20 protein-coding genes are annotated in these 20,562 nt (G+C 39.1%); 9 read left to right on the forward strand and 11 right to left on the reverse strand.

Going from position 1 to position 20,562, the window contains the following annotated elements; all coding sequences use genetic code 11:
• Nucleotides 1–96: 96 nt before the first annotated feature.
• The 6 genes from ABVT42_RS07260 to ABVT42_RS07285 form a co-directional block, all read right to left on the reverse strand.
• Nucleotides 97–2,733 carry a TonB-dependent receptor plug domain-containing protein gene (locus ABVT42_RS07260; RefSeq protein ID WP_353874084.1) on the reverse strand — a complete coding sequence of 879 codons (2,637 nt, stop codon included), beginning with the start codon at nt 2,731–2,733 and terminating at the stop codon, nt 97–99.
• Nucleotides 2,734–2,998: 265 nt separating this feature from the next.
• Complete coding sequence (ybeY, locus tag ABVT42_RS07265) at nt 2,999–3,472, reverse strand: rRNA maturation RNase YbeY (RefSeq protein WP_353874083.1); 474 nt, start codon at nt 3,470–3,472, stop codon at nt 2,999–3,001.
• Nucleotides 3,473–3,491: 19 nt separating this feature from the next.
• Nucleotides 3,492–4,505 carry a PhoH family protein gene (locus ABVT42_RS07270; protein WP_353874082.1) on the reverse strand — a complete coding sequence of 338 codons (1,014 nt, stop codon included), beginning with the start codon at nt 4,503–4,505 and terminating at the stop codon, nt 3,492–3,494.
• A gap of 78 nt (nt 4,506–4,583) precedes the next feature.
• The gene (miaB, locus tag ABVT42_RS07275; protein WP_353874199.1) at nt 4,584–5,912 is read right to left on the reverse strand and encodes a tRNA (N6-isopentenyl adenosine(37)-C2)-methylthiotransferase MiaB; all 1,329 of its coding nucleotides are present in this window, start codon (nt 5,910–5,912) and stop codon (nt 4,584–4,586) included.
• Nucleotides 5,913–6,240: 328 nt separating this feature from the next.
• The gene (locus tag ABVT42_RS07280; RefSeq protein WP_353874081.1) at nt 6,241–6,516 is read right to left on the reverse strand and encodes a hypothetical protein; all 276 of its coding nucleotides are present in this window, start codon (nt 6,514–6,516) and stop codon (nt 6,241–6,243) included.
• A 119-nt stretch (nt 6,517–6,635) separates the two neighbouring features.
• Nucleotides 6,636–8,162 carry a S41 family peptidase gene (locus ABVT42_RS07285; protein ID WP_353874080.1) on the reverse strand — a complete coding sequence of 509 codons (1,527 nt, stop codon included), beginning with the start codon at nt 8,160–8,162 and terminating at the stop codon, nt 6,636–6,638.
• A gap of 273 nt (nt 8,163–8,435) precedes the next feature.
• Here ABVT42_RS07285 and ribA point away from each other — a divergent pair, with 273 nt between their 5' ends.
• The 7 genes from ribA (at nt 8,436) to panC (ending at nt 14,787) form a co-directional block, all read left to right on the forward strand.
• Complete coding sequence (gene ribA, locus ABVT42_RS07290; RefSeq protein WP_353874079.1) at nt 8,436–9,020, forward strand: GTP cyclohydrolase II; 585 nt, start codon at nt 8,436–8,438, stop codon at nt 9,018–9,020.
• A 68-nt stretch (nt 9,021–9,088) separates the two neighbouring features.
• A complete protein-coding gene (pepB, locus tag ABVT42_RS07295; protein ID WP_353874078.1) occupies nt 9,089–10,390 on the forward strand; it encodes an aminopeptidase PepB in 1,302 nt (433 codons plus the stop codon).
• 19 nt (nt 10,391–10,409) lie between these two features.
• Nucleotides 10,410–11,768: a polynucleotide adenylyltransferase PcnB gene (gene pcnB / locus ABVT42_RS07300; protein WP_353874077.1), complete on the forward strand. Its 1,359-nt coding sequence runs from the start codon at nt 10,410–10,412 to the stop codon at nt 11,766–11,768.
• Nucleotides 11,768–12,328 (forward strand): 2-amino-4-hydroxy-6-hydroxymethyldihydropteridine diphosphokinase, encoded by a 561-nt coding sequence (folK, locus tag ABVT42_RS07305; RefSeq protein ID WP_353874076.1) that lies wholly within the window; start codon nt 11,768–11,770, stop codon nt 12,326–12,328. The genes pcnB and folK overlap by 1 nt, the downstream gene beginning before the upstream one ends.
• Entirely contained in the window at nt 12,325–12,981 is a 657-nt protein-coding gene (locus ABVT42_RS07310) for a deoxynucleoside kinase (protein WP_353874074.1), read from the forward strand. Before folK ends, ABVT42_RS07310 begins: the two co-directional genes overlap by 4 nt.
• Before the next feature lie 37 nt (nt 12,982–13,018).
• Nucleotides 13,019–13,819 (forward strand): 3-methyl-2-oxobutanoate hydroxymethyltransferase, encoded by an 801-nt coding sequence (gene panB, locus ABVT42_RS07315; protein ID WP_353874073.1) that lies wholly within the window; start codon nt 13,019–13,021, stop codon nt 13,817–13,819.
• Between the two features lie 116 nt (nt 13,820–13,935).
• The gene (panC, locus tag ABVT42_RS07320) at nt 13,936–14,787 is read left to right on the forward strand and encodes a pantoate--beta-alanine ligase (protein WP_353874072.1); all 852 of its coding nucleotides are present in this window, start codon (nt 13,936–13,938) and stop codon (nt 14,785–14,787) included.
• A gap of 89 nt (nt 14,788–14,876) precedes the next feature.
• On the opposite strand, the gene ABVT42_RS07325 is transcribed toward panC, so the two are convergent.
• A complete protein-coding gene (locus ABVT42_RS07325) occupies nt 14,877–15,641 on the reverse strand; it encodes a complement resistance protein TraT (protein ID WP_353874071.1) in 765 nt (254 codons plus the stop codon).
• Nucleotides 15,642–15,746: 105 nt separating this feature from the next.
• Nucleotides 15,747–16,079 carry a hypothetical protein gene (locus ABVT42_RS07330; protein WP_353874070.1) on the reverse strand — a complete coding sequence of 111 codons (333 nt, stop codon included), beginning with the start codon at nt 16,077–16,079 and terminating at the stop codon, nt 15,747–15,749.
• Between the two features lie 369 nt (nt 16,080–16,448).
• On the opposite strand from ABVT42_RS07330, the gene phaR reads away from it, so the two are divergent.
• On the forward strand, nt 16,449–16,886 hold the full coding sequence (gene phaR / locus ABVT42_RS07335) for a polyhydroxyalkanoate synthesis repressor PhaR (RefSeq protein ID WP_353874069.1): 438 nt from the start codon (nt 16,449–16,451) through the stop codon (nt 16,884–16,886).
• A 495-nt stretch (nt 16,887–17,381) separates the two neighbouring features.
• Here the strand turns inward: phaR and ABVT42_RS07340 are convergent, their stop codons facing one another.
• The 3 genes from ABVT42_RS07340 to ABVT42_RS07350 form a co-directional block, all read right to left on the reverse strand.
• The gene (locus tag ABVT42_RS07340; protein ID WP_353874068.1) at nt 17,382–18,146 is read right to left on the reverse strand and encodes a DedA family protein; all 765 of its coding nucleotides are present in this window, start codon (nt 18,144–18,146) and stop codon (nt 17,382–17,384) included.
• A gap of 628 nt (nt 18,147–18,774) precedes the next feature.
• Nucleotides 18,775–19,188 (reverse strand): helix-turn-helix domain-containing protein, encoded by a 414-nt coding sequence (locus ABVT42_RS07345; protein WP_367023579.1) that lies wholly within the window; start codon nt 19,186–19,188, stop codon nt 18,775–18,777.
• A gap of 6 nt (nt 19,189–19,194) precedes the next feature.
• Nucleotides 19,195–19,458, reverse strand: coding sequence for a hypothetical protein (locus ABVT42_RS07350; protein WP_353874066.1), 264 nt, complete (start codon nt 19,456–19,458; stop codon nt 19,195–19,197).
• 332 nt (nt 19,459–19,790) lie between these two features.
• On the opposite strand from ABVT42_RS07350, the gene ABVT42_RS07355 reads away from it, so the two are divergent.
• Nucleotides 19,791–20,552 (forward strand): prolipoprotein diacylglyceryl transferase, encoded by a 762-nt coding sequence (locus tag ABVT42_RS07355; protein WP_353874065.1) that lies wholly within the window; start codon nt 19,791–19,793, stop codon nt 20,550–20,552.
• The last annotated feature ends 10 nt before the right edge of the window (nt 20,553–20,562 follow it).

Raw genomic sequence — 20,562 nt, forward strand, 5'->3', positions numbered from 1 at the left:
CGATAAAAATTAGCACAATCAGTGCCAATTTTTATCATAAATGACCAAGTCATGAATCAATCATGACAAGGTCATTAAACTAAGGTTAACTAATGATTAGAAAGTATAATTTGCTTTCAAATAAACAAATCGACCATTAAAGCCCAATGGTGATTTAAGTGCATATTGAGCACCAGCGACACCAGCATATGAGCCCTTGCTGACATCACCATCAATGTAAACATCTTCTAATGAGTCGGGTGTTTCATCAAACAGGTTATTTGCACCAATTGAGAACTTCAGATCGTCAGTAACTTTATAACCCAATTCCATATCTACTGAAACTTCAGTACCTGGGTAAATAGGAAACGCTTCACTTTCCAAATGATCCTCATAATATTCGCCGTAATAACTGATACGAGTCAGTAAGTTCCAGCTATCTTGTGAGTGATTCATCGTCAGTGTTGCGCGATCTTCAGGTACACCACGCTCGAGTAATTCAACCTTTACATTGCTGATAATATCTGGACTAAAGCGGTCAACAGTGGTTTCAGTGTGATTTAATGCAAGATTGAAGTCAGTTTTTCCACCCCACATATCAGCAGAATAACTCACCACTAAATCAAAACCTTCTGTTGTGGTATCAAAGTCATTGGTAAAATATCGAACACTAGTAAAGCTGGTTGCATCATTAACTCCTAACGCCAACAACGCATCGATGTCCGTTTGTGTTAAATCCAATGGTGATGTTTGACTGATACGATCTTCAACTTCAATATTGAAGTAGTCTAGCGTAATAAACAGATCGTCCAAATCAAATACCGCACCCAATGTAAACGCAGTTGACTCTTCGGGCGTTAACGGCTCACCACCTTTTTGAATTGCAATTGGATTGGTCGGTGGTAAGGTTGCCTGATCTTCAAGACCATTCGCACCAAAAGCCGTTGTCACGTTAATCACGTTTGACTGACCAACAGTCGGAGCACGGAAGCCAGTACTAGCCGAACCACGAATAGCAAACGTTTCAGTTGCCTGGAAATGGCCTGAAATTTTACCGTCGAATGTTGAACCGAAGTCAGAAAAATCTTCATAACGAACCGCAAATTCCATCATAAATTCATCAGTGAAGTAAGTTTCTAAGTCGGCATAAAAACCGATATTACGACGGGTAAATACGCCCGCAGCTCGAGGTTGGAAGCCAGGGAAACCATTTGAACCAATACCAAAACCTTGAGCCGCTAAAGGACCAACTTCAAAAGAAGCCTGCTCACCGGGTTTAACTTCAAAAGAATCTTCACGCCATTCAAATCCGGCAGAAAATGTCATTCCGGCCAATGAACTAGTTTCAAACTCTTTAGAAACATCATAGTTCAACGCTTTTTCTAACTGAACATAACTACCTGGGTAGAAATCAGTTGGCGTATCTGGCCCAAGAGAAGGGTTGATGGTATTACGAATCGCAAAATCGACAGCGCTTCGGCCAAGGCTCATGCTGATATCGTAATTCATACCACCACTATATTCGCCTTTGGTTCCCATTGTTATCGACGTATCGACAACTTGTCCACCAAATCGAGGTGTAAAGCCGCCAGGGAATAGCGAGTTAAAGGCAAAACAATTTGCGCCTGCCAGCGAAGCCAGAGCCGCTTCATCAACCAGCCCATCAACAACCATTACGCGCGGACAATTCGAATTATCAGTCGCGCCCGGCGTCAAATCACCGGTTAAAATACTCGGTGTTGCATCGTCCCATAATGCTTGTCTTGTTGGGTCATCATCGCCAGGACGAGAAATCCAGACGCCATTAACTAGACGAGGTCCTTGAAAGACGCCACTTCGAGTTTGTGGATTACGATAGTAGAAGCCGCCATCAACTTCACGCTGAGAGTAGTTACCCCAAAGATAAGCTTCTTTATTATTGCCTAAATCAAGGCCAATATTAACAAATAATTTATAATCATCTTTTACTTCTGGCATCCCCCAGATCTGTGCAGGATTTTGCACTGCCAGATTTCCTGCCGTAATCAAACCAGCCGCATCATCACGTTGAACACTACGTGAAGTTGCCTCACGATCGTTATATTCAAAGCTGAAATTTGCGAAACCTCTTTCGGTAAATGGCATACCCACATTACCTGAGAATAATAACGCTTTGCCATCACCTTCTGAAAACTCACCTGACTTAACAGTAAACTCGCCACCATCTGCGTTGTCTTTTAAAACAAAGTTAATGACCCCGGCAATTGCATCAGAACCATACTGTGCGGAAGCACCGTCACGTAAAACTTCAACTTGTTTAAGTGCGGTTGATGGAATTGCAGATATGTCAGGACCTTGAGAACCATCAGCAATACCACCACCGATAAAGGTAATTACTGCCGAACGATGACGTCTTTTTCCATTCACCAGAATTAAGGTGCTATCAGGAGATAGTCCACGCAGGTTGGCAGGACGAACCATGGTTGCAGCATCACTGATTGGTTGCTCATTAACCGTAAATGAAGGTGCCACACTTGCCAATAACGAAGTCATATCACTTGTACCACTGGCAGTTATCTCTTCCGCAGATATTACATCAACCGGTACAGGTGAATCAGAAATAGAGCGAGGTGCAGCTCTGGATCCGACGATTACCATTTTGGTTGCTTCTTCGTCACTATCGCTTCGTTGCTCTTCAGCTGCATACAGCGTAGGTGAACTGAGAGCCATTCCCATTGCTAGGAATAAACTACACTTTTTAAAGTTGTTAGCCATATTTTCTTATCCTGTATTTACTTTACAATTTTTGTTATATCACTTACTTACGGTCTACCTCAAAATAAGCGTTACATGTTATAAACAGATCAAGAAAATTTGTAAACAGTCTACCTGTTCATTCTTTATGAATTTGGCAACATATCTCGAATTAAAATAAAGAACAAGTACTTACTATCCGCATAAAAGAGCAATGATGCGGCATTGCAGCATCACAGTTAGAAAATTATCGTTGTAAAAAAGCGTAAAAGCAGGCTTAAAATTATTAGTAAGGATTGGCAATACCTAGCGATTTTAGCGCAGCAATTTCAATTGCTTCCATCACTTCAGCTTCTTCAGAATCAATATGATCGTAACCCAATAAATGTAAAGTGCCATGAATAATTAAATGTGCCCAATGATTTTCTGGAAGTTTTTTTTGTTCTTCTGCTTCGGCCATCACAACATCTAAACAAATGACTAAATCTCCCAGCAAGTTACAGGGAATTTGCGGCGGTGCTTCAAAAGGAAATGAAAGAATGTTGGTAGGATTATTTTTATTTCGATATTGAAAGTTAAGCGACTGACTTTCCTGTTTGTTAACAACTCTAACGGTTAACTCCACTTGCGGCTGAGAATATTCTGCCATTGTTAACGCAGTTTTTATCCAGTTTTCAATCAAATTGCGAGCAGGAATCTGCGTTGATTGCAGCGTATTTTGAATTTCAACATCAATGATCATGGCTATTTTATTTTGCAAAATATAGTCGTTAATCTAGCTATTCAGTAGCAATTATCGAGTTATCGACAGGTTTATTGACAGATTGTTCAAAACGGCTTTTGCTATCAGCCAATTCATAGGCTTGAACAATACGTTGCACAACAGGATGTCGCACTACATCACCCGCTTGAAAGAAAGAAAACTTAATACCTTTAACATTATCTAAAATATCAATAGCCTGTCTCAAACCAGACATTTTTCCACGAGGCAAATCAACTTGAGTAATATCGCCAGTAATCACTGCACGAGAATTAAATCCAATTCGAGTTAAAAACATTTTCATTTGTTCAATAGTCGTATTTTGACTTTCATCCATAATAATAAATGCTTCATTTAATGTTCGCCCACGCATGTAAGCCAGCGGTGCGATTTCAATAATATTTCGCTCAATCAATTTGGCAACCCTTTCAAACCCAAGCATCTCATACAGCGCATCATATAAAGGACGCAAATAAGGGTCGACTTTTTGGTTTAAATCACCAGGTAAAAAGCCAAGCTTCTCACCAGCCTCAACCGCCGGTCGAGTTAATAAAATTCGTCTAACTTCTTGACGTTCAAGTGCGTCAACCGCTGCCGCTACAGCTAAATAAGTTTTACCTGTTCCTGCCGGACCTATACCGAAAGTGACATCACTGGAGAGCATATTCTCAATATAAATGCGTTGATTTTGCCCACGAGGACGAATTTGTCCTCGCTTTGTATTGATAACCAGATCGGTATGATTTTTATCGATAGTCTGTGTTAGATCTTGACTAAATGATTGTACGATTACGTGCAAATCTTCGGCAGAAAGCTGACGATGAGCCTGAACATGTTGATACAACTCACGTACCACCGATTCGACAACCGGCAAGTGAAGCGCATCACCAATGACTTTAAAAACATTTGCCCGGTTATTCAGCTCTACACCAAATCGCCTTTCTAGCAAACGGTAGTTTTCATCCAGATGCCCACCTAAAACAGCCAAGTATTCATTTTCGAAAGGATCAATTACAAATTCAATTGTTGCCATAATAAAGCTTTTCCAATTTAAAACGGTTACTGCAAAATCAACTTCTAAAACCCTATTAAAACAGGCAACAACAATTCACTAACTGCTAACGACTTGACCACGTAATGAATTAGGTAAAACTTCAGTTATTACCACATCAACAAATTGGCCAATCATTGAGGGTTGCCCATCAAAATTTACAATACGATTATTTTCAGTTCGACCAGCCAGTTTCATTGGATCTTTTTTTGACGGTCCTTCAACCAAAATTCGTTGTGTTGTGTTGAGCATTCTTCTTGCGTGAGCCTGCGCTTGTTGATTCAGTCGCTGCTGTAATAAAGCCAAGCGTTCTTTTTTAATTTCCAGAGGAGTACTATCATGAATTTCAGCCGCAGGCGTTCCTGGTCTTGGGCTATAAATAAAACTAAAGCTCAAATCATAATCAATCGCAGCAATTAAATCCATTGTATCTTCAAAGTCCTGCTCGGTTTCACCTGGAAAGCCAACAATAAAGTCAGACGATAAATAAATATCAGGTCTAATTTTTCTTAACTTGCGAATTTTAGATTTGTACTCCAGTGCGGTATGTCCTCGTTTCATCGCATTTAAAATGCGATCAGAGCCACTTTGTACAGGTAGATGTAAATGACTAACCAGTTCAGGAACTTTGGCATACACATCAATCAGACGCTGTGAAAATTCAACTGGATGCGAAGTCGTGTAACGAATGCGATCAATGCCATCAATCGCAGCAATCAACTCAATTAAAGCAGCTAAATCAGCCTCACCACCATCATGTGTTTTGCCTCGATAGGCATTAACATTCTGGCCGAGTAAATTCACTTCACGCACACCTTTCTCAGCCAAATCAACAACATCGGCAATAACATCATCAAACGGTCGACTGACTTCTTCACCACGTGTGTAAGGTACAACACAAAATGAACAATATTTGCTGCAACCTTCCATAATTGAGACAAAAGCCGTAACCCCTTCGACTTGCTGTTCAGGTAATACATCAAACTTTTCGATTTCAGGAAAAGAAACATCAATTACTGGTGATTGATTTTGAGTGACAGCATTAACCATATTCGGTAAACGATGAAGTGTTTGCGGGCCAAATACCATATCAACAAATGGCGCTCTTTTGCGTATTGCATCCCCTTCCTGACTGGCAACACATCCACCAACTGCGATTAGCAGGTCCGGTTTATTTTGCTTAAAATTTTTCCATTGACCGAGTTGAGAAAAAACCTTTTCCTGTGCTTTTTCCCTGATTGAGCATGTATTTAGCACTAAAAGATCGGCATCTTCAGGCTCTTGCGTTAAATCCATACCATGTGTCTTTTTTAACAGATCGGCCATACGAGATGAATCATATTCATTCATCTGGCAACCCCAGGTTTTGATATAAAGCTTTTTGGTCATATTTTTGATTAAAATCGATTCGTTAATGTCTGCCCAGCATTTTCGCTGATTAACAGCGAAAATCAGGATTAGGTATTCGTAAAGGGCGCGGATTATAACATTGGTCAAAAGGTAAACACCAGAGATAAAGCGAGATTTTAAGCTGTAAATAACCCGCTTTTTTGTGTATTAATGAACGAATGAACAATATGTGCTCAAAAGAGAGAGAAATATCTTGTTTAAGAATAAATAACCTTATATTTCAGAGTGTTATACGGCAGCATTTCAGCAGTTTATTAGCAACGGACAGGCTTATATAAATAATGTTGCTAGCTATAACCTGTCACTATTAACGGATTGGCCTCAATCGTGTCAATTCATCAGCTGTTTCATCCGTTTTTTGCTTTTTATTTTTTTCGGATTTTGCTTCTACCGCATCATCCAGGCTCCACCCTCGCATCTGACTTTTTGTTTTCACTGCCGCATGATTCATTGCTTCGTTGTTCAATTGTGCAAAACCGTTCATTAAAATTGTCAACTGCAAGCGATCTCTATCGTCGGTATAAGGCACTTCATTAATTCGATGAAGCAATTCCTCCAGCCTTTCAGTTACCCACTTAGCCATAAAACTCTCTCCGTTAGCCGTACCTACGGCAATTAATACCAATCATTAAAACTCAACTCAAATTACTAGAGAAAATCCAAAATTTTCAAAAATAACTCGGCTATTTTAGAGTTTAGACGCTATTTGGAAGTTTTGCCTGATTCAGACAAAATAACGCCTTCGGCCTCGCGTAAGGCATGATTAAGCACCGGATCAATCCGTTGAGTGATTTGCTCTACGGTACGTTGAATGACAAGCTGTGGACGATTGGCACTTTCATTGTTTACCGCATTAAACTCAAGACGCATAGCAGGCAACACCAGTGAAAGTCCTGAGTGAGGCAAAGTCATTTCAATCGGATAGGCGAACTGATAATTTGCTCTGCTACCGGTTTCTTCTCCCACAGTTTTAGCCAGCTGATGATGGTTAACATTCACAACAAAAAGACTACAAGCCGAATAGCAAAAACCATTGGTTAGTACCCAAATATTAGACGGACGATAGTTTTCAGCAGGATTCACTTGCTCCAGCGACAAAGGTATTAATTCGCCCCTCTCCCCCCAATAGATTGCATGTTGCAGATAATCCGTCCATTCCAGCGGTAACCATTGTAATCCCCAGCCGTATTTATCTTCACGCCTGGCCTTGGTTTTTCTAACATAATGCTTTTTAAGCTCTTTACTTAATTTCAATACGCCCTGGTTTGCCCAGCGAATTGGCCTATCCGTCATGCGACTCAGCAAACTTTTTAAGTTTTCCGACAATCCCCCCTGATTATATCTGACATCGATAATGAGATTATCCACCTGATCTTGTTGCATCAACGCAAATTGCTGTGTCAAATAATCATCAAACTTTTCTGGATTTTCATTAAAATCATTTAACCATAAAAGTGCTGTAGAATCTGTCAGTTGAGAGTATCCATAATAGGATTCTATCGCAGTAACCACAGGCTCTTTTTTAGCCGCAATAACGATGGCTTTCAGTGATTGCTGATACATTTTTTGTTGCCAGCGATAACCAATCGAATATTCACTCGAAAGATGTCCCATTGCTGCTAACAACCAGGGAAAATCCAGTTGTATCCGGCGATTTTGACCGGCTTCCGTTTCGCGCGCAGTTAACCGTCGCATCGTTTTTAGTAAATAGCCAATTGGAGCCTGATTAATCGATATAATCTCCGCACCTGCTGGAATTAAAGGAGTATCGGACAAATCTGCCGCCACAAATACCTGATTTTGCTCAACTAAAATTGCCAGTGGAAAAATACCGTGTTGCGAATTTGAATTTATTTCATTGGTTTTTGAAGGTAATTGAATATAGCTGTGAATATCACCTAATTGAGCAACGACTGGAGCGACTTGCAAGTAAAATTCCATTTTCGATAGTGGATAGTTTATCGCTTGCTTTAATGCGGCAAATTGAGCACTAAAAGCAGATTCAGTTACTTGAATAAATGGTTGCGGATGAATCTGGAGAATTTTCTTTTGTAGCAACGTGATATCTTCTTGCAATAATGCGGGACTAATCAAAGTGGAAACGTCAGCTTTTGGCGGCAAAACTTTTTTTTGATGATCAAGTAGCGGAGAAGTTGGCTGACGAGTTACACAAGCCGATAACAGCAAAAGTATTATCAGCAAGGCAAAAACAGGCAAATATCTTGTCATTAATATTCTTTATTGATTCAAGCACTGCAAACCATTGTACCTTTGAATGATATAAGTGTTAAATAAAAAACTGAATATTCATATATTTACCAATTTTTTCAAACCGTTATTTTAAGCTGACGATTTAGTCAATTGCTCTCATCACTTTTTAATATGAACAGGCAACTTGAACTATCCCCGATTAATCCATATTAATCCGCTTCGAGATAAGCTAAAATATTCCATTCAGCCAGTATTTGCAGTAGATATCAGCAATATTTAGAATTATTGAGAATGATGCCACAGACCATAAACGCAAAACTCCCGACCCAATGGGGAGAATTTACAATTCATGCTCTCGAAAAAATGCCTGATGGAAAAGAACACATCGCACTTTCAATGGGAAACATTCAAAGTGACCCCCCTGTTTTAGTGAGAATTCACTCAGAGTGCCTGACAGGTGATGCATTTGCGAGTTTACGCTGCGACTGTGGTCCTCAGCTTGAAGCTGCACTGGAAAAAATCGCCACCGAAGGTCGTGGTATTTTAGTTTATTTAAGACAGGAAGGTCGTGGTATTGGTCTGGTCAACAAAATCAAGGCTTATGCGCTACAAGATCAAGGGCAAGACACGGTCGAAGCCAATATTAACCTAGGTTTTAAAGCAGACCAGCGAGATTTCACAATCGCAGCCAATATTTTAGATATTTTAGATGTCAAAAAAGTTCGTCTAATGACCAATAATCCCCGCAAAGTCAGTGCACTAGAAACTGCAAATATCGAAGTTGTCGAGCGAGTCCCACTAAAATTTGGACGAAATCCACATAATGAAGCCTATCTGTTAACTAAACACGGTAAACTCGGACATTTGTTGGACTAATTTCAGCAACCCAATATAATCCCGTAAAGTTGTTATAACGTTGCGGTAAAATAACAGGATACCTCACCATGAATCAGACATTTCAAGTTCTATTATCCTCTTCAAAACTAAGTAGTATATGGGGAGAAGAAGGCGCGCTGTCTTTTCACGAATCTGGCGCAACCATCCATATTGAAAGCCTAACTGACTCACCGGTAATACTCGAAAAAATTCAAAAAGCCGCCCGTCAAATTGCATCAATGAATGTCCCCAGAGTGAGTCTGGTTGGTAATTGGCCCCTTGAGGCTCAGTGGCATTTCTGGCAAGGTGCATATTCGCCTAAACCTGGCATCATAATTGACTTTGCCCAGCTACCGGCTGATGAAAACCAAATACTGAATAATCGAGTAACCGTTTTAAGCTGGGTCCGACAATTAATCAACCAAACACCTGAAGAGCTTTCCCCCGTTGAGTTGGCTGTTCAATCTGCAGAATTTATCAAGCAGTTTTCACCAAATGAAGTAAGTTATCGCATTATCAGTGGCGAAGAGCTGGCTGAAAACGGTTACACAGGTATTTTCAGTGTGGGCCGCGGCAGCGACCGTCCACCGGCAATGTTGCAACTTGAGTATACTCCCGCAGGTTGGACTGAAGATCATCCCGCTGCGGCACTAGTTGGAAAAGGTATTACCTTTGATAGTGGGGGATACAGTTTAAAAGCCTCAACCAGTATGCTGCATATGAAATCGGATATGGGCGGCGCAGCAACCGTAGCTGGCGCACTGGCGCTTTCGATTGCTAATGGTTTGCACAAAAAAGTTAATTTGTACTTATGCTGTGCCGAAAACTTGGTGAGTGGCCATGCATATAAATTGGCCGATATTTTAAAATATCGAAATAATGTTTCAGTCGAGATTGTCAATACCGATGCCGAAGGACGTATTGTCTTGGCAGATGGCTTAATCGACGCGAGCAATTCGGGAGCGCCTATCATCATTGATGCTGCGACTTTAACAGGCGCTGCAGTCGTTGCCGTGGGCGTCGACTACAATGCAATATTTTCAATGGATGATGAACTGGCAACTCAGTTTAGCGCAGTTGCAGAGGGAGAAAATGACTTGGCCTGGCGACTACCTTTAACCATGCAACACCGCAATAAATGTCCTTCACCATTTGCAGATACTGCCAATAGTCGCCCTCAACCTGGCGGTGGAACGGGCGCAGCGAGTAATGCCGCAGGCTTTTTGTCGCGCTTTGTTAAGAACCCAGAAACAGGCTGGTTACATGTTGATTTAGCGGCTTGTTATAAAGATTCGCCTGACAGTCTGTGGTCTGCAGGCGCAACAGGTCGCGGAGTCAGAAGTATTGCCGCATTCTTAAATCAACTTTGATCGTTAAAAATCGGATTTTATGATTTCCAAACTCTGGCAACGATTACGCGGAAAAAAGTCAGAAGATTTTACTGGCACTCCCTTGGTTATCCCAAGGGATCAGCATAATGTATCACGTAAAAATATCAGCAAAAATGCATTGAAAGTTTTATACAAACTTAACGATGCGGGCTATGAAGCCTATCTGGTCGGTGGCAGTGTTAGAGATATATTATTAGGTTTATCACCAAAAGACTTTGATGTCGCCACCAATGCAACCCCCGAGCAGATTTGTCAGGTATTTAAGAACAGTCGTTTAATTGGTCGACGTTTTAAACTGGCACATGTTGTATTTGGTCGAGAAGTAATCGAGGTCGCAACATTTCGCGGCCATCACGGCGATGGAGACACTCAACACGCACAAACATCAAACAAAGGCATGTTGGTTAGAGACAACGTCTACGGAAGCCTTGAAGAAGATGCGTTTCGCCGCGACTTTACCGTTAATGCGCTGTATTATTCGGCGAAAGATTTTACCGTGTTTGACCACACAGGCGGCTTGGCAGATCTCCAAAAGCGTCAGTTAAAATTAATTGGTGATCCACAAACACGCTATCAAGAAGATCCGGTCAGAATATTACGTGCCATTCGACTGTCTTGCAAACTCAATCTTACAATCGAACCGCTCACCGCCGCACCAATCCAAAAATCAGCAGAAATGCTTGGGCAAATATCTCCTGCACGCCTGTGGGATGAGTGCAACAAACTGTTTTTGTCAGGACATGCCTATTCAATCTGGCAACAGATGCTACACTTTGGTGTGATGAAATACTTGTTTTATCAAACTGACCAGTACTTGAAAGGTGCAGATGCAGCACTATTTAATCAGTTTATCGAGTCCTCATTAAAGAATACCGACACTCGTATCAAGCAACAACAACCAGTCACTCCCGCCTTTTTATTTGCCGTATTTTTGTGGCAACCTCTACAAAAAGAAACACAGGTACAAATAAAAAAAGGCGTTCACACCTATGAAGCCTCTCAAAAGGCAGCCATAAAAGTGGTTGATAAACAACGCTCAACTATTGCGATTCCAAAACGTTTTTCAACGGTTGCTAAAGAAATTTGGAGCTTGCAGTATCGGCTGCCTAATCGGAAAAAACGAAATGTTGATAGCCTAATTCAGCATCCGCGCTTTAGAGCAGCATATGATTTCTTATGTTTACGCGCAGCAGGTGATGCCAAACTGCAAGAAATTGCCAATTGGTGGACCAGCTTTCAAGAAGCTTCAGCGCCAGATAAACACCAGTTAATCAAGCAGGTTAACGAGGGACATTCACGCTCACATAAACGTAAGAAAAGACAAAATAACTATTCTCGCCGTGCCAGGAATAACTAATGAGTAAGCAAAATGAAAGCGTAGCGGTGCCTTCGATGAATAGTTATTTAAGCAATCCAACGACTCACCTATTGGAACATCAAGTCAAAGTATTTATCGGGTTAGGTGCCAATTTGGACTCACCACAGGCCAAACTGAATTCAGCAATCAATGAACTTGCAGCATTACCTGAAACACAGCTTGTTGCGCAATCAAGCATATACCTTTCTCCACCAATGGGACCACAGGATCAAAACGATTACCACAATGCGGTTGTAGCTATTCAAACCCGCTTGATGCCACTCGCTTTGCTTGACCAGTTACAAAACATAGAAAACCTACATGGTCGGGTTAGAAAAGCGCAACGCTGGGGTCCAAGAACACTGGATCTTGACATCCTTTTATACCATGATAAAACCATTGAAAATTCTCGATTGACTATTCCTCATTATGGGCTTGAACAAAGAATCTTTGTACTCCAGCCTTTATTTGAGATAGCACCTGAATTAGTATTACCCAATGGCAAGTCAATCAAGACATTATTACAATCCATTGATAATCAAAGGATCCAGAAATTGTGACAAATCTAGAGCAATCGAGTAACCATCATTTTATTGCGGTAGAAGGTCCAATCGGCGTGGGCAAAACGACACTGGCTAAAAAGCTGGCACAAACATTACAGGGAGAACTGTTGCTCGAAGCAGCAGAAGAAAATCCTTTTTTAGAAAAGTTTTATCAAGATCCTAAGTCTGGTGCACTGCCAGCCCAACTTTATTTTTTATTTCAGCGTACTCAGCAGCTCAAATCTCTTATTCAGACAGATATGTTTATCAGCAATCGTGTTTCTGACTTTTTAATGGAAAAAGATCGATTATTTGCTCGGGTAACACTGGATAAAGATGAATTAAACTTATATGAGCAGGTTTATCAAAATTTAACAATTAATGCCCCGACACCTGATTTGGTTATTTATTTACAAGCACCCGTTGATGTTCTTTTAAAAAGAATCAGAAAGCGTGGTGTACAGATGGAATTCACTATCACCGAAGAATATCTTCAGCAACTGAGTAGTGCATATACTGATTTTTTTCATTATTACGATGCATCACCGTTACTGATTGTAAATGCCTCAGGAATCGATCTGATTAATAACGAAGAACATTATGGGCAGTTACTTGAACGAATAGCCGACACCACCAGCGGCAGACACTATTTTAACCCTACCGTTATTTAGCTGTATCTTATGCGGTCAAACTGGATTATTCCGTCATATGAAAAAACAAACAATTGGCAGTTTACTAAAACTTAAACAACGCAACGAACCAATTACGGTGTTAACCGCTTACGATGCTACCTTTGCCAAACTAGTTTCTCAACAAGGCGTCGAAGTTATTTTAGTTGGCGATTCATTAGGTATGGTCATGCAAGGCCATACAACGACAGTTCCAGTCAATATCGAAGAAATGGTTTATCATACCCAATGCGTTAGTCGCGGTAATCAAGGCGCATTAATTGTCAGCGACTTTTCTTTTATGTCTTACGCCACGCCCGAGCAAACCTATACAAACGCGCAGCGGCTGATGCAAGCTGGCGCCAATATGGTTAAGCTGGAAGGCGGTGAATGGTTACTCGATACGATTCGAGGACTCACCGAAAGAGGCATACCTGTTTGTGCTCATTTAGGATTAACCCCCCAGTCGGTTGATATTTTAGGTGGTTATAAGATCCAGGGACGTGACGAAGAAACTGCAGAAAAAATTTACCAGGATGCAATAGCACTGCAAGCCGCGGGCGCTAAACTGTTAGTGTTAGAATGTATTCCTCAATTATTATCTGAAAAAATATCTAAAGCACTCACCATACCAACGATTGGCATTGGCGCCGGTAAGCAGACAGATGGACAAGTGCTGGTACTGCAAGATATGTTGGGTATGGATACCAGCTTTTCTCCAGCGTTTGTTAGAAACTTTATGCTCGATCCTTCGGTAAATTCTATCGCAGATGCCATTAAATGCTATGTCAATGAAGTCAAACAAGGTAATTTTCCGGCAAGTGAACACTGCTTTGATTAACCCGATTCAAACAGTTATTGAAGGCAGTCTCATTTAGTTTTGTCATTTACATTGATTGCTTTGAATATTGAGAGTTTCAGTCAAATCGAACCCAATAATACGTTTAAATAATCGCTATGAAAACAATTCATTCTCCCGAAGTATTACAAACTGAATTACTCGCACTAAAACAAAAAGGTTTGCGGATTGGCTTTGTACCAACGATGGGTAACCTTCATCAAGGACACCTTTCACTGGTACAACTTGCCAAAGAAAAAGCTGATATTGTAGTTGTCAGTATTTTTGTCAATCCAATGCAGTTTGGTCCAAACGAAGATTTTGACAGTTACCCAAGAACGCTCATTGATGATTCAAATAAACTGGAAAACTTAGGTATCGACTATTTATTTTTACCAGAAATCAATTCAATTTATCCCTTGGGTCAAGAGCAGCATACTACAGTTTCACTACCACGCTATACCGACAAACTCTGCGGAAAAAGTCGTCCCGGACATTTTAGCGGCGTTACCACTGTGGTTAATATTTTATTTAATATCGTACAACCCAACCTCGCCATTTTTGGCAAAAAAGACTTTCAACAATTATTAATTATTCGTTCAATGGTAAAAGATTTGATAATGCCGATTGAAATTATTGGTGGCGAAATATTTAGAGAATCAAATGGTTTAGCGATGAGTTCGCGCAATGGTTACTTATCGATAGAAGAAAAAACACAAGCTAGTATGTTAAGAAAAATCATTTTAGATGCAGGTAATCAAATAACATCTCGCAGCCAACCACTCCTGACGATAGTCAACCAAGCAAAACAACAACTGATGGATGCAGGATTTAAGGTTGATTACTTTGAAATCGTTCGACAAGACGATATTGCTACGCCTAAAGACTCAGATCAACATTTATTAATTGCTGCGGCTGCATGGCTTGGTAAACCCAGACTTATCGATAATCTGGAAGTAACCCGTCAATAATTTTTTGCAATAAAAAAGCAGACAAATACATTAATTTTGCCTGCTTTTAACAAAGTATTTGTAGCCAGTTAAATACGATTTTTTAGCTTTTAGAAAAAACCAGCCATGGCATAAGCAGTCTTCTTAAACATAAGATCAATCGCTTCATTGAGTTCTAAATTCGCTTGATTTGCTGTCGTAACGATTCTTGTACGGTACTCTTTTTTATTAGACACTTCAGAATATGTTTGACGACTAGAGCCCGCGTCAGAGACTTTTGCATCAACCTGGCTATCTTTTCGTACATAAACACCTTTACGCGCCTTTTCTTTAATTTGCACATCAGCAACCAACATATAAGTCACATCTTTGACCAGACTGCCAGAAATAAATTCGGCAGCACCACCAAGAATACCACCAGAAACTGCGCCACGGTATGGACTGCTATTATTAGCAATTGCGCCAACAGCAGCACCACTGGCAACGGCACCGCCTAGATACCCTTGACCAAGTGCAGCTTCAGCCGCAGTTGGTGAAGCTTTTTCTAAATTTAAAACATAAACAATCATTTGAAATTGCGCAGCTTCTGGATCATCAACCAGGACATAACCAGAACCACCGGGCTGAGTAAATTGTTCGGCCACAAATGTTTTAAAATGATTACGATTGAATTCCATTACCCCGCTGCGAATATCAAGAAAAATAGTTCGCTTATCTTGTGCAACAGGATCGACAAAAATAGCGGTACTAGTGCGGGTTTGCACATCAAGATCTTTTTTCGACAACAAAACCTGAGTAGCAGAACAACCTGCAACTAAACCAACGATCAGACCAATAATCCCCAAACGGAGTAAGTTATTTGATAACAATTTCATTTGTTATTCTCCAAAATATGAAATGACAACTAAACAATCGCCACTATTAAATGACGAGAAAAATAAATCAGATAAATTTAATAAATTATTTTGTTTCGAGAGTAATTAGAACCAATAACGTCCATAATAGTGTCGATAGTAACGACACGAACGATAATAATTCCAACCATAGTGATAAATATCAGCACAGCTATAACCGGGTCGCCAAAAGTCAGGGGCTTTCTTTTCAGGCTGTAAATCTTTTTTCATTGAAGATTTAATGTAGTCATCAATCTTCTTTTCATCTGCGACTGAAAATGGTTTTTCCATGACTTCTGCGTTCAGGCGCTTTTGCATTTCTGCCATTTCATCCTGCTGGTTGTCTGCAGCATTGACCGTCGAAAAAGCTGTCATTGTGGCAAATAAGACAATGCAGGTTAATTTGATTTTTTTATTCATTGACTAACTCTAAATGCGTTTAAAAATAAATCGTTCAAGTATTACAATCATATTGATGAACTTAAACTAAGAGAGATAATATTACGTTTCTCGATTTGGGATATTCTATGTAAATTGTTATATAAATACAATCAAAGGTAAAAAATGTGAACTTATTTGCATTTTTATCCATGAATCTCAGAAAAAAGGTCTATATTCAATAAAAATGTCAAACTTGTTGTGGGTTTTTGTTGTTTCGCAACAAGACTTCCTGTTACACTGAATTCGTTTAGATTGCAAATAATAATATCGCCTAAGTAGTTATACTTTAGTTTTATTAATAATTCTCAGGTATAAATAACTCGGGTATAAACAAAGGACCAAACTAACATGTCGGAAATAAGAATCATCAAGAAATACCCTAACCGCCGTTTATATGACACACAAATCAGCAGCTATATCACGCTTAATGATGTCAAAGAACTGGTAATGTCTTACAGTGACTTTAAAGTTATCGATGCAAAATCAGGAGAAGATCTCACGCGCGGAACTTTAATGCAGATTATTTCAGAAGAAGAAACCGCTGGCCAACCTTTACTGACTGCGGAAATTCTCAAAGAGTTCGTGCGCTTTTATGGGGACTCAATGCAAGCTATGATGAGCCGTTTTCTAGAACACAGCGTGAAGCACTTCATGGAAAAACGAGCAGGTCTGAAAAGCCCGTTAAACACCATTCTAGGAGCAAACCCTGTTTCGTTAATGCAAAGTATTGCAGAACAAAACATGGACTCATGGAAAGCGAAATCAAGCAGCCTGAATCAAAAATAAGCGTCTTTAATAGCTGCCTGGACATGATACATTGCTATCATTGCGGTATCCTGGCTCTATTAGCGTCTTTAACCAAGATTATCGATAGATAGTTCCATTATAAAACTAAGAGCGCAATAACGTTTGTGGTGTCTATTCAGTAATATAATGGTAATTGAGTTTATTGATTTTGATCATCGTAAGTGATCATCATATAAAGAGCTTACTTGAAATTTTAGAGCGATAGATTTTGAGTTGATATTTATATATCAGCACCATACAGTTGGCCACCTAAACATCTGTGTGTATACACTAGTTCAAATTACTTTATAATTTGAATTCTCAATCAGTAGAAAATATTAAGTCAATTTTGTACATTCTACGTTTACAAACAGAATAGTTCTTTTGTTTTACCTTATTATTAGCGCCTAAGTTAACGCAGTCGAAACTGGTTAGCTCTACCCGAACGATAAAATAAAACAGATCAATTAGTTTTCTAAACTAAAGCGCTTGGCTCTATAACTTACGCCAAACAATCTGCAAAATCTGTAGTAATAAATCAAATAGCGGTGACAAAACGAAAATTGTCATCACGCAAAGCAGTATGAGCCAAACCAGACAAAATTTAATCCAGTGCCATTTTAATGCATTTGCATGGCTTTCCACTTTGCTTTTACTTTGGGCCTTAATGAGTCGACGCGTTGTATTCACCGCATAAGCACCAAATAGCATAATCAAGGCAATTACTAACACAAGCTGATAACTGACATCTTTTTCTAGAGAAAAAGCGGCTCCGATTAATATCCCCGGAATCAAATAAACAGGCACCCATAAAATACCAGAAATGACATTCACCCAGAAAAATGTGTGCTTATTCATCTCTGAAATTCCGGCAACCAAAGGAATCACGGCACGACTCGGGCCTAAGAAACGACCAATAAACACGCCACTTACCCCATACCGATGAAAGAAATTACGCGAGTTTTGAATAAGCGCATCATGTTTGGCAACAAAGCGCCAAGATAGAATTTGATGATGGTAATGGTATCCTACCAAATAACTCAGGTATTCGCCTAAAACAGCACCAATGTAAGCTGCAATGGCCATTGGGTAAAATGACAAGACATCTGCGCCAATTAATGTACCAACACCAACCAACAAAACCCAACCAGGCATGAGAATACCAATAATCGCGACAGACTCTAGAAAAGCAATGATAAACACAATTAACATTGCCCACTGACTATGCTGCTCAATAAAACCTAAAATACTTTCTGACATCGTTCTTAATTATTGGCTATTGTTCTATCGTAGAATTACTTTCAACTACCAAAGTATTTTAAATAAAATTGTTTAAACAGTTCGAGCGACACAACAAAATATTTACAAATGATTGGCTTTCAATTGTAATCATTTTCCTACATGTTAGAAACAAGTACAAATTATTTATTCTTGTTCAACAATTTTTATTCAATTAAGCGAAAAGGAAATAGTAAATATCGAATTAAATCGAGAGACCTGAGAAGAAGAATACCAATACAAAAACCATAATCTTTTTAAAAATTTGTTTAAACTTTAAATTTTAAAAGATCTTAATACTTACTGATTTAGTTTTTGTAAAAATAGAAAACAAAACGGTTAGTTAATTATTCAGTCTCAGCATCTTCTATTTAATTCGATTAAAATTCTAAGCACAAATCTTAGTCTTTTAATTGAAAAAGTAACTTCTTTCATATTTCAATTGCGACTTTTAATATTTAGTACGTAACTTTTTAGCCAACAAGTTTAATAGAAAGTAATACAAGCCCACATTTATATTATGGAATAAAATAGATGAAGATGTTTTAGGAAAGAAATGATTTTAGAAACTGAGAGACTAGTAACAGCCTCTCAATCAGTTGAAGAGACTTTAGGCGTCAATAAAAACGTTAGGTGATACATTGAATTTTTTTGCTAACTCTTTAACGTGCCTCAGTGTTAAAGTGCGCTTTCCGCTTAAAATTTCAGAAACAACACCCTGACTACCGACTTCTTTCAATTCAGATTGTTTGATTCCGTGAAGTTTAATCAGATAACGCAAAGCAAGTAATGCACCACCTTGGTTTTCTAACAGCGACGTACCTTCGTATTCTTTAGCTGCACGAGCCATAGCCTTAATTAATCCCGATAAAGGACTATTTGGCCTGTTTTCAACTAAAGTCATAGCGTCTCGAAGATTGACTAATAAGGTTTCGTAGTCTTCCTGATTTTTAGGTGTATCTATAACCGGTGAGACCAGATTCCAATGTTGTACCGCTTTTTCTAGTGCCTCATGCATATCCATTTCCTCCTAATGATTGCCAGGCTTTATTTCTTCTATGTAAGCTACTTGAGATTCAAAATTAATTAACGTGTGAACAAGTAATGTTGTTTCAGGTATGGGAAATTTGTACTGATAGTTAAATCCACGCATGTCGCCAAATGTCTCTCGTAAATCCTGCTCAGAATAGAAATCGCTATTACTGAGAATTTGGAGCCAGCCGTTTAGATGATTATGAGCTGCAGGATACCGCACCTGAGCTTCTTTCATTCGATTTACAGCAACAACTTTCACTTTAACCCTCCTTGATTTTTTTGTGTTAGACCAACTACAAAACTAATTTTGAAAACTTAATTTTATAGTAAGAGGTAAGAAGATTTCGTTAATCGGTGAGTTAGAAAATAGTCCATAAAGAAAGAAATTTCAAATGACAAATTGACAAAATTTCTAATTTCCTTTCAAAATTAGACCTATTTCAAATTAAACGTGTTTTTATTATCAACCATAATTAATTAATTGCAACCATTCCATTCAATAAAAATTAAAATAAAAATTTACGGTATCTTTATTTACACTGAAAATTTTAAACCCTACACTGTGTTTTTAATTTTTAAACAATAACTTATATGTTTCCTTATCTTTATCAATCAACAGCTCTGACCATTGGAACTTATGGTGTAATGTTAGCCTTAGCTTATCTTGTTGGACGCCATATTTATATTGCAGAGTTAAACCGAATTGATAAAAACATTAATGTCGAAATTTTTATTTTGAGCTTACTTATTGTAGGGGTTATTGGTGCCAAACTTATGTTCCTATTTAAAAATCCCGACAAAGGTTCGCTAACACAATTGAGTAGTCTAACTTCAGCCACAGGTTTTTCGAGTCAAGGAGCAATACTCGGCGCAATTATTGTGACCGTCATTTTCTCTAAAATTAATCAAATTAAATTAAATCTGTTACTCGATTCAGCAGCACCAGCAGCAATTGTAGCTTATGCTATTGCGCGCGTAGGTTGTTTTCTTTCTGGGGATGATTGTCATGGTATCGAAAGTGATCTACCTTGGGCAATGACGTTTCCTAATGGACTATCAAAAACAGAGGTGCCAGTTCACCCTGTACCACTTTATGAAGTCATCTATTCCATTTTCATTTGGCTTTATTTATTGCACTCAAAGAAAAAACCATTACGCCCTTACCAATTGTTTTTTACCTTTATTTTTCTGTGGGGAGTATGTCGATTTTTAGTTGAATTCGTAGCAGCGAATCCAATTAAAATTATAGGCATGAGCGGTTCGCAATTCGGCGCATTATTGATGTTTATCAGCGGTTCAATTTATTTTTTCAGGCTCTATCTAAACCAAGCTACCAAAAAAAAGCCGGGATAAACCCGGCTAA

This window comes from Aliikangiella maris, assembly GCF_040719265.1.
Lineage (GTDB): Bacteria > Pseudomonadota > Gammaproteobacteria > Enterobacterales > Kangiellaceae > Aliikangiella > Aliikangiella maris.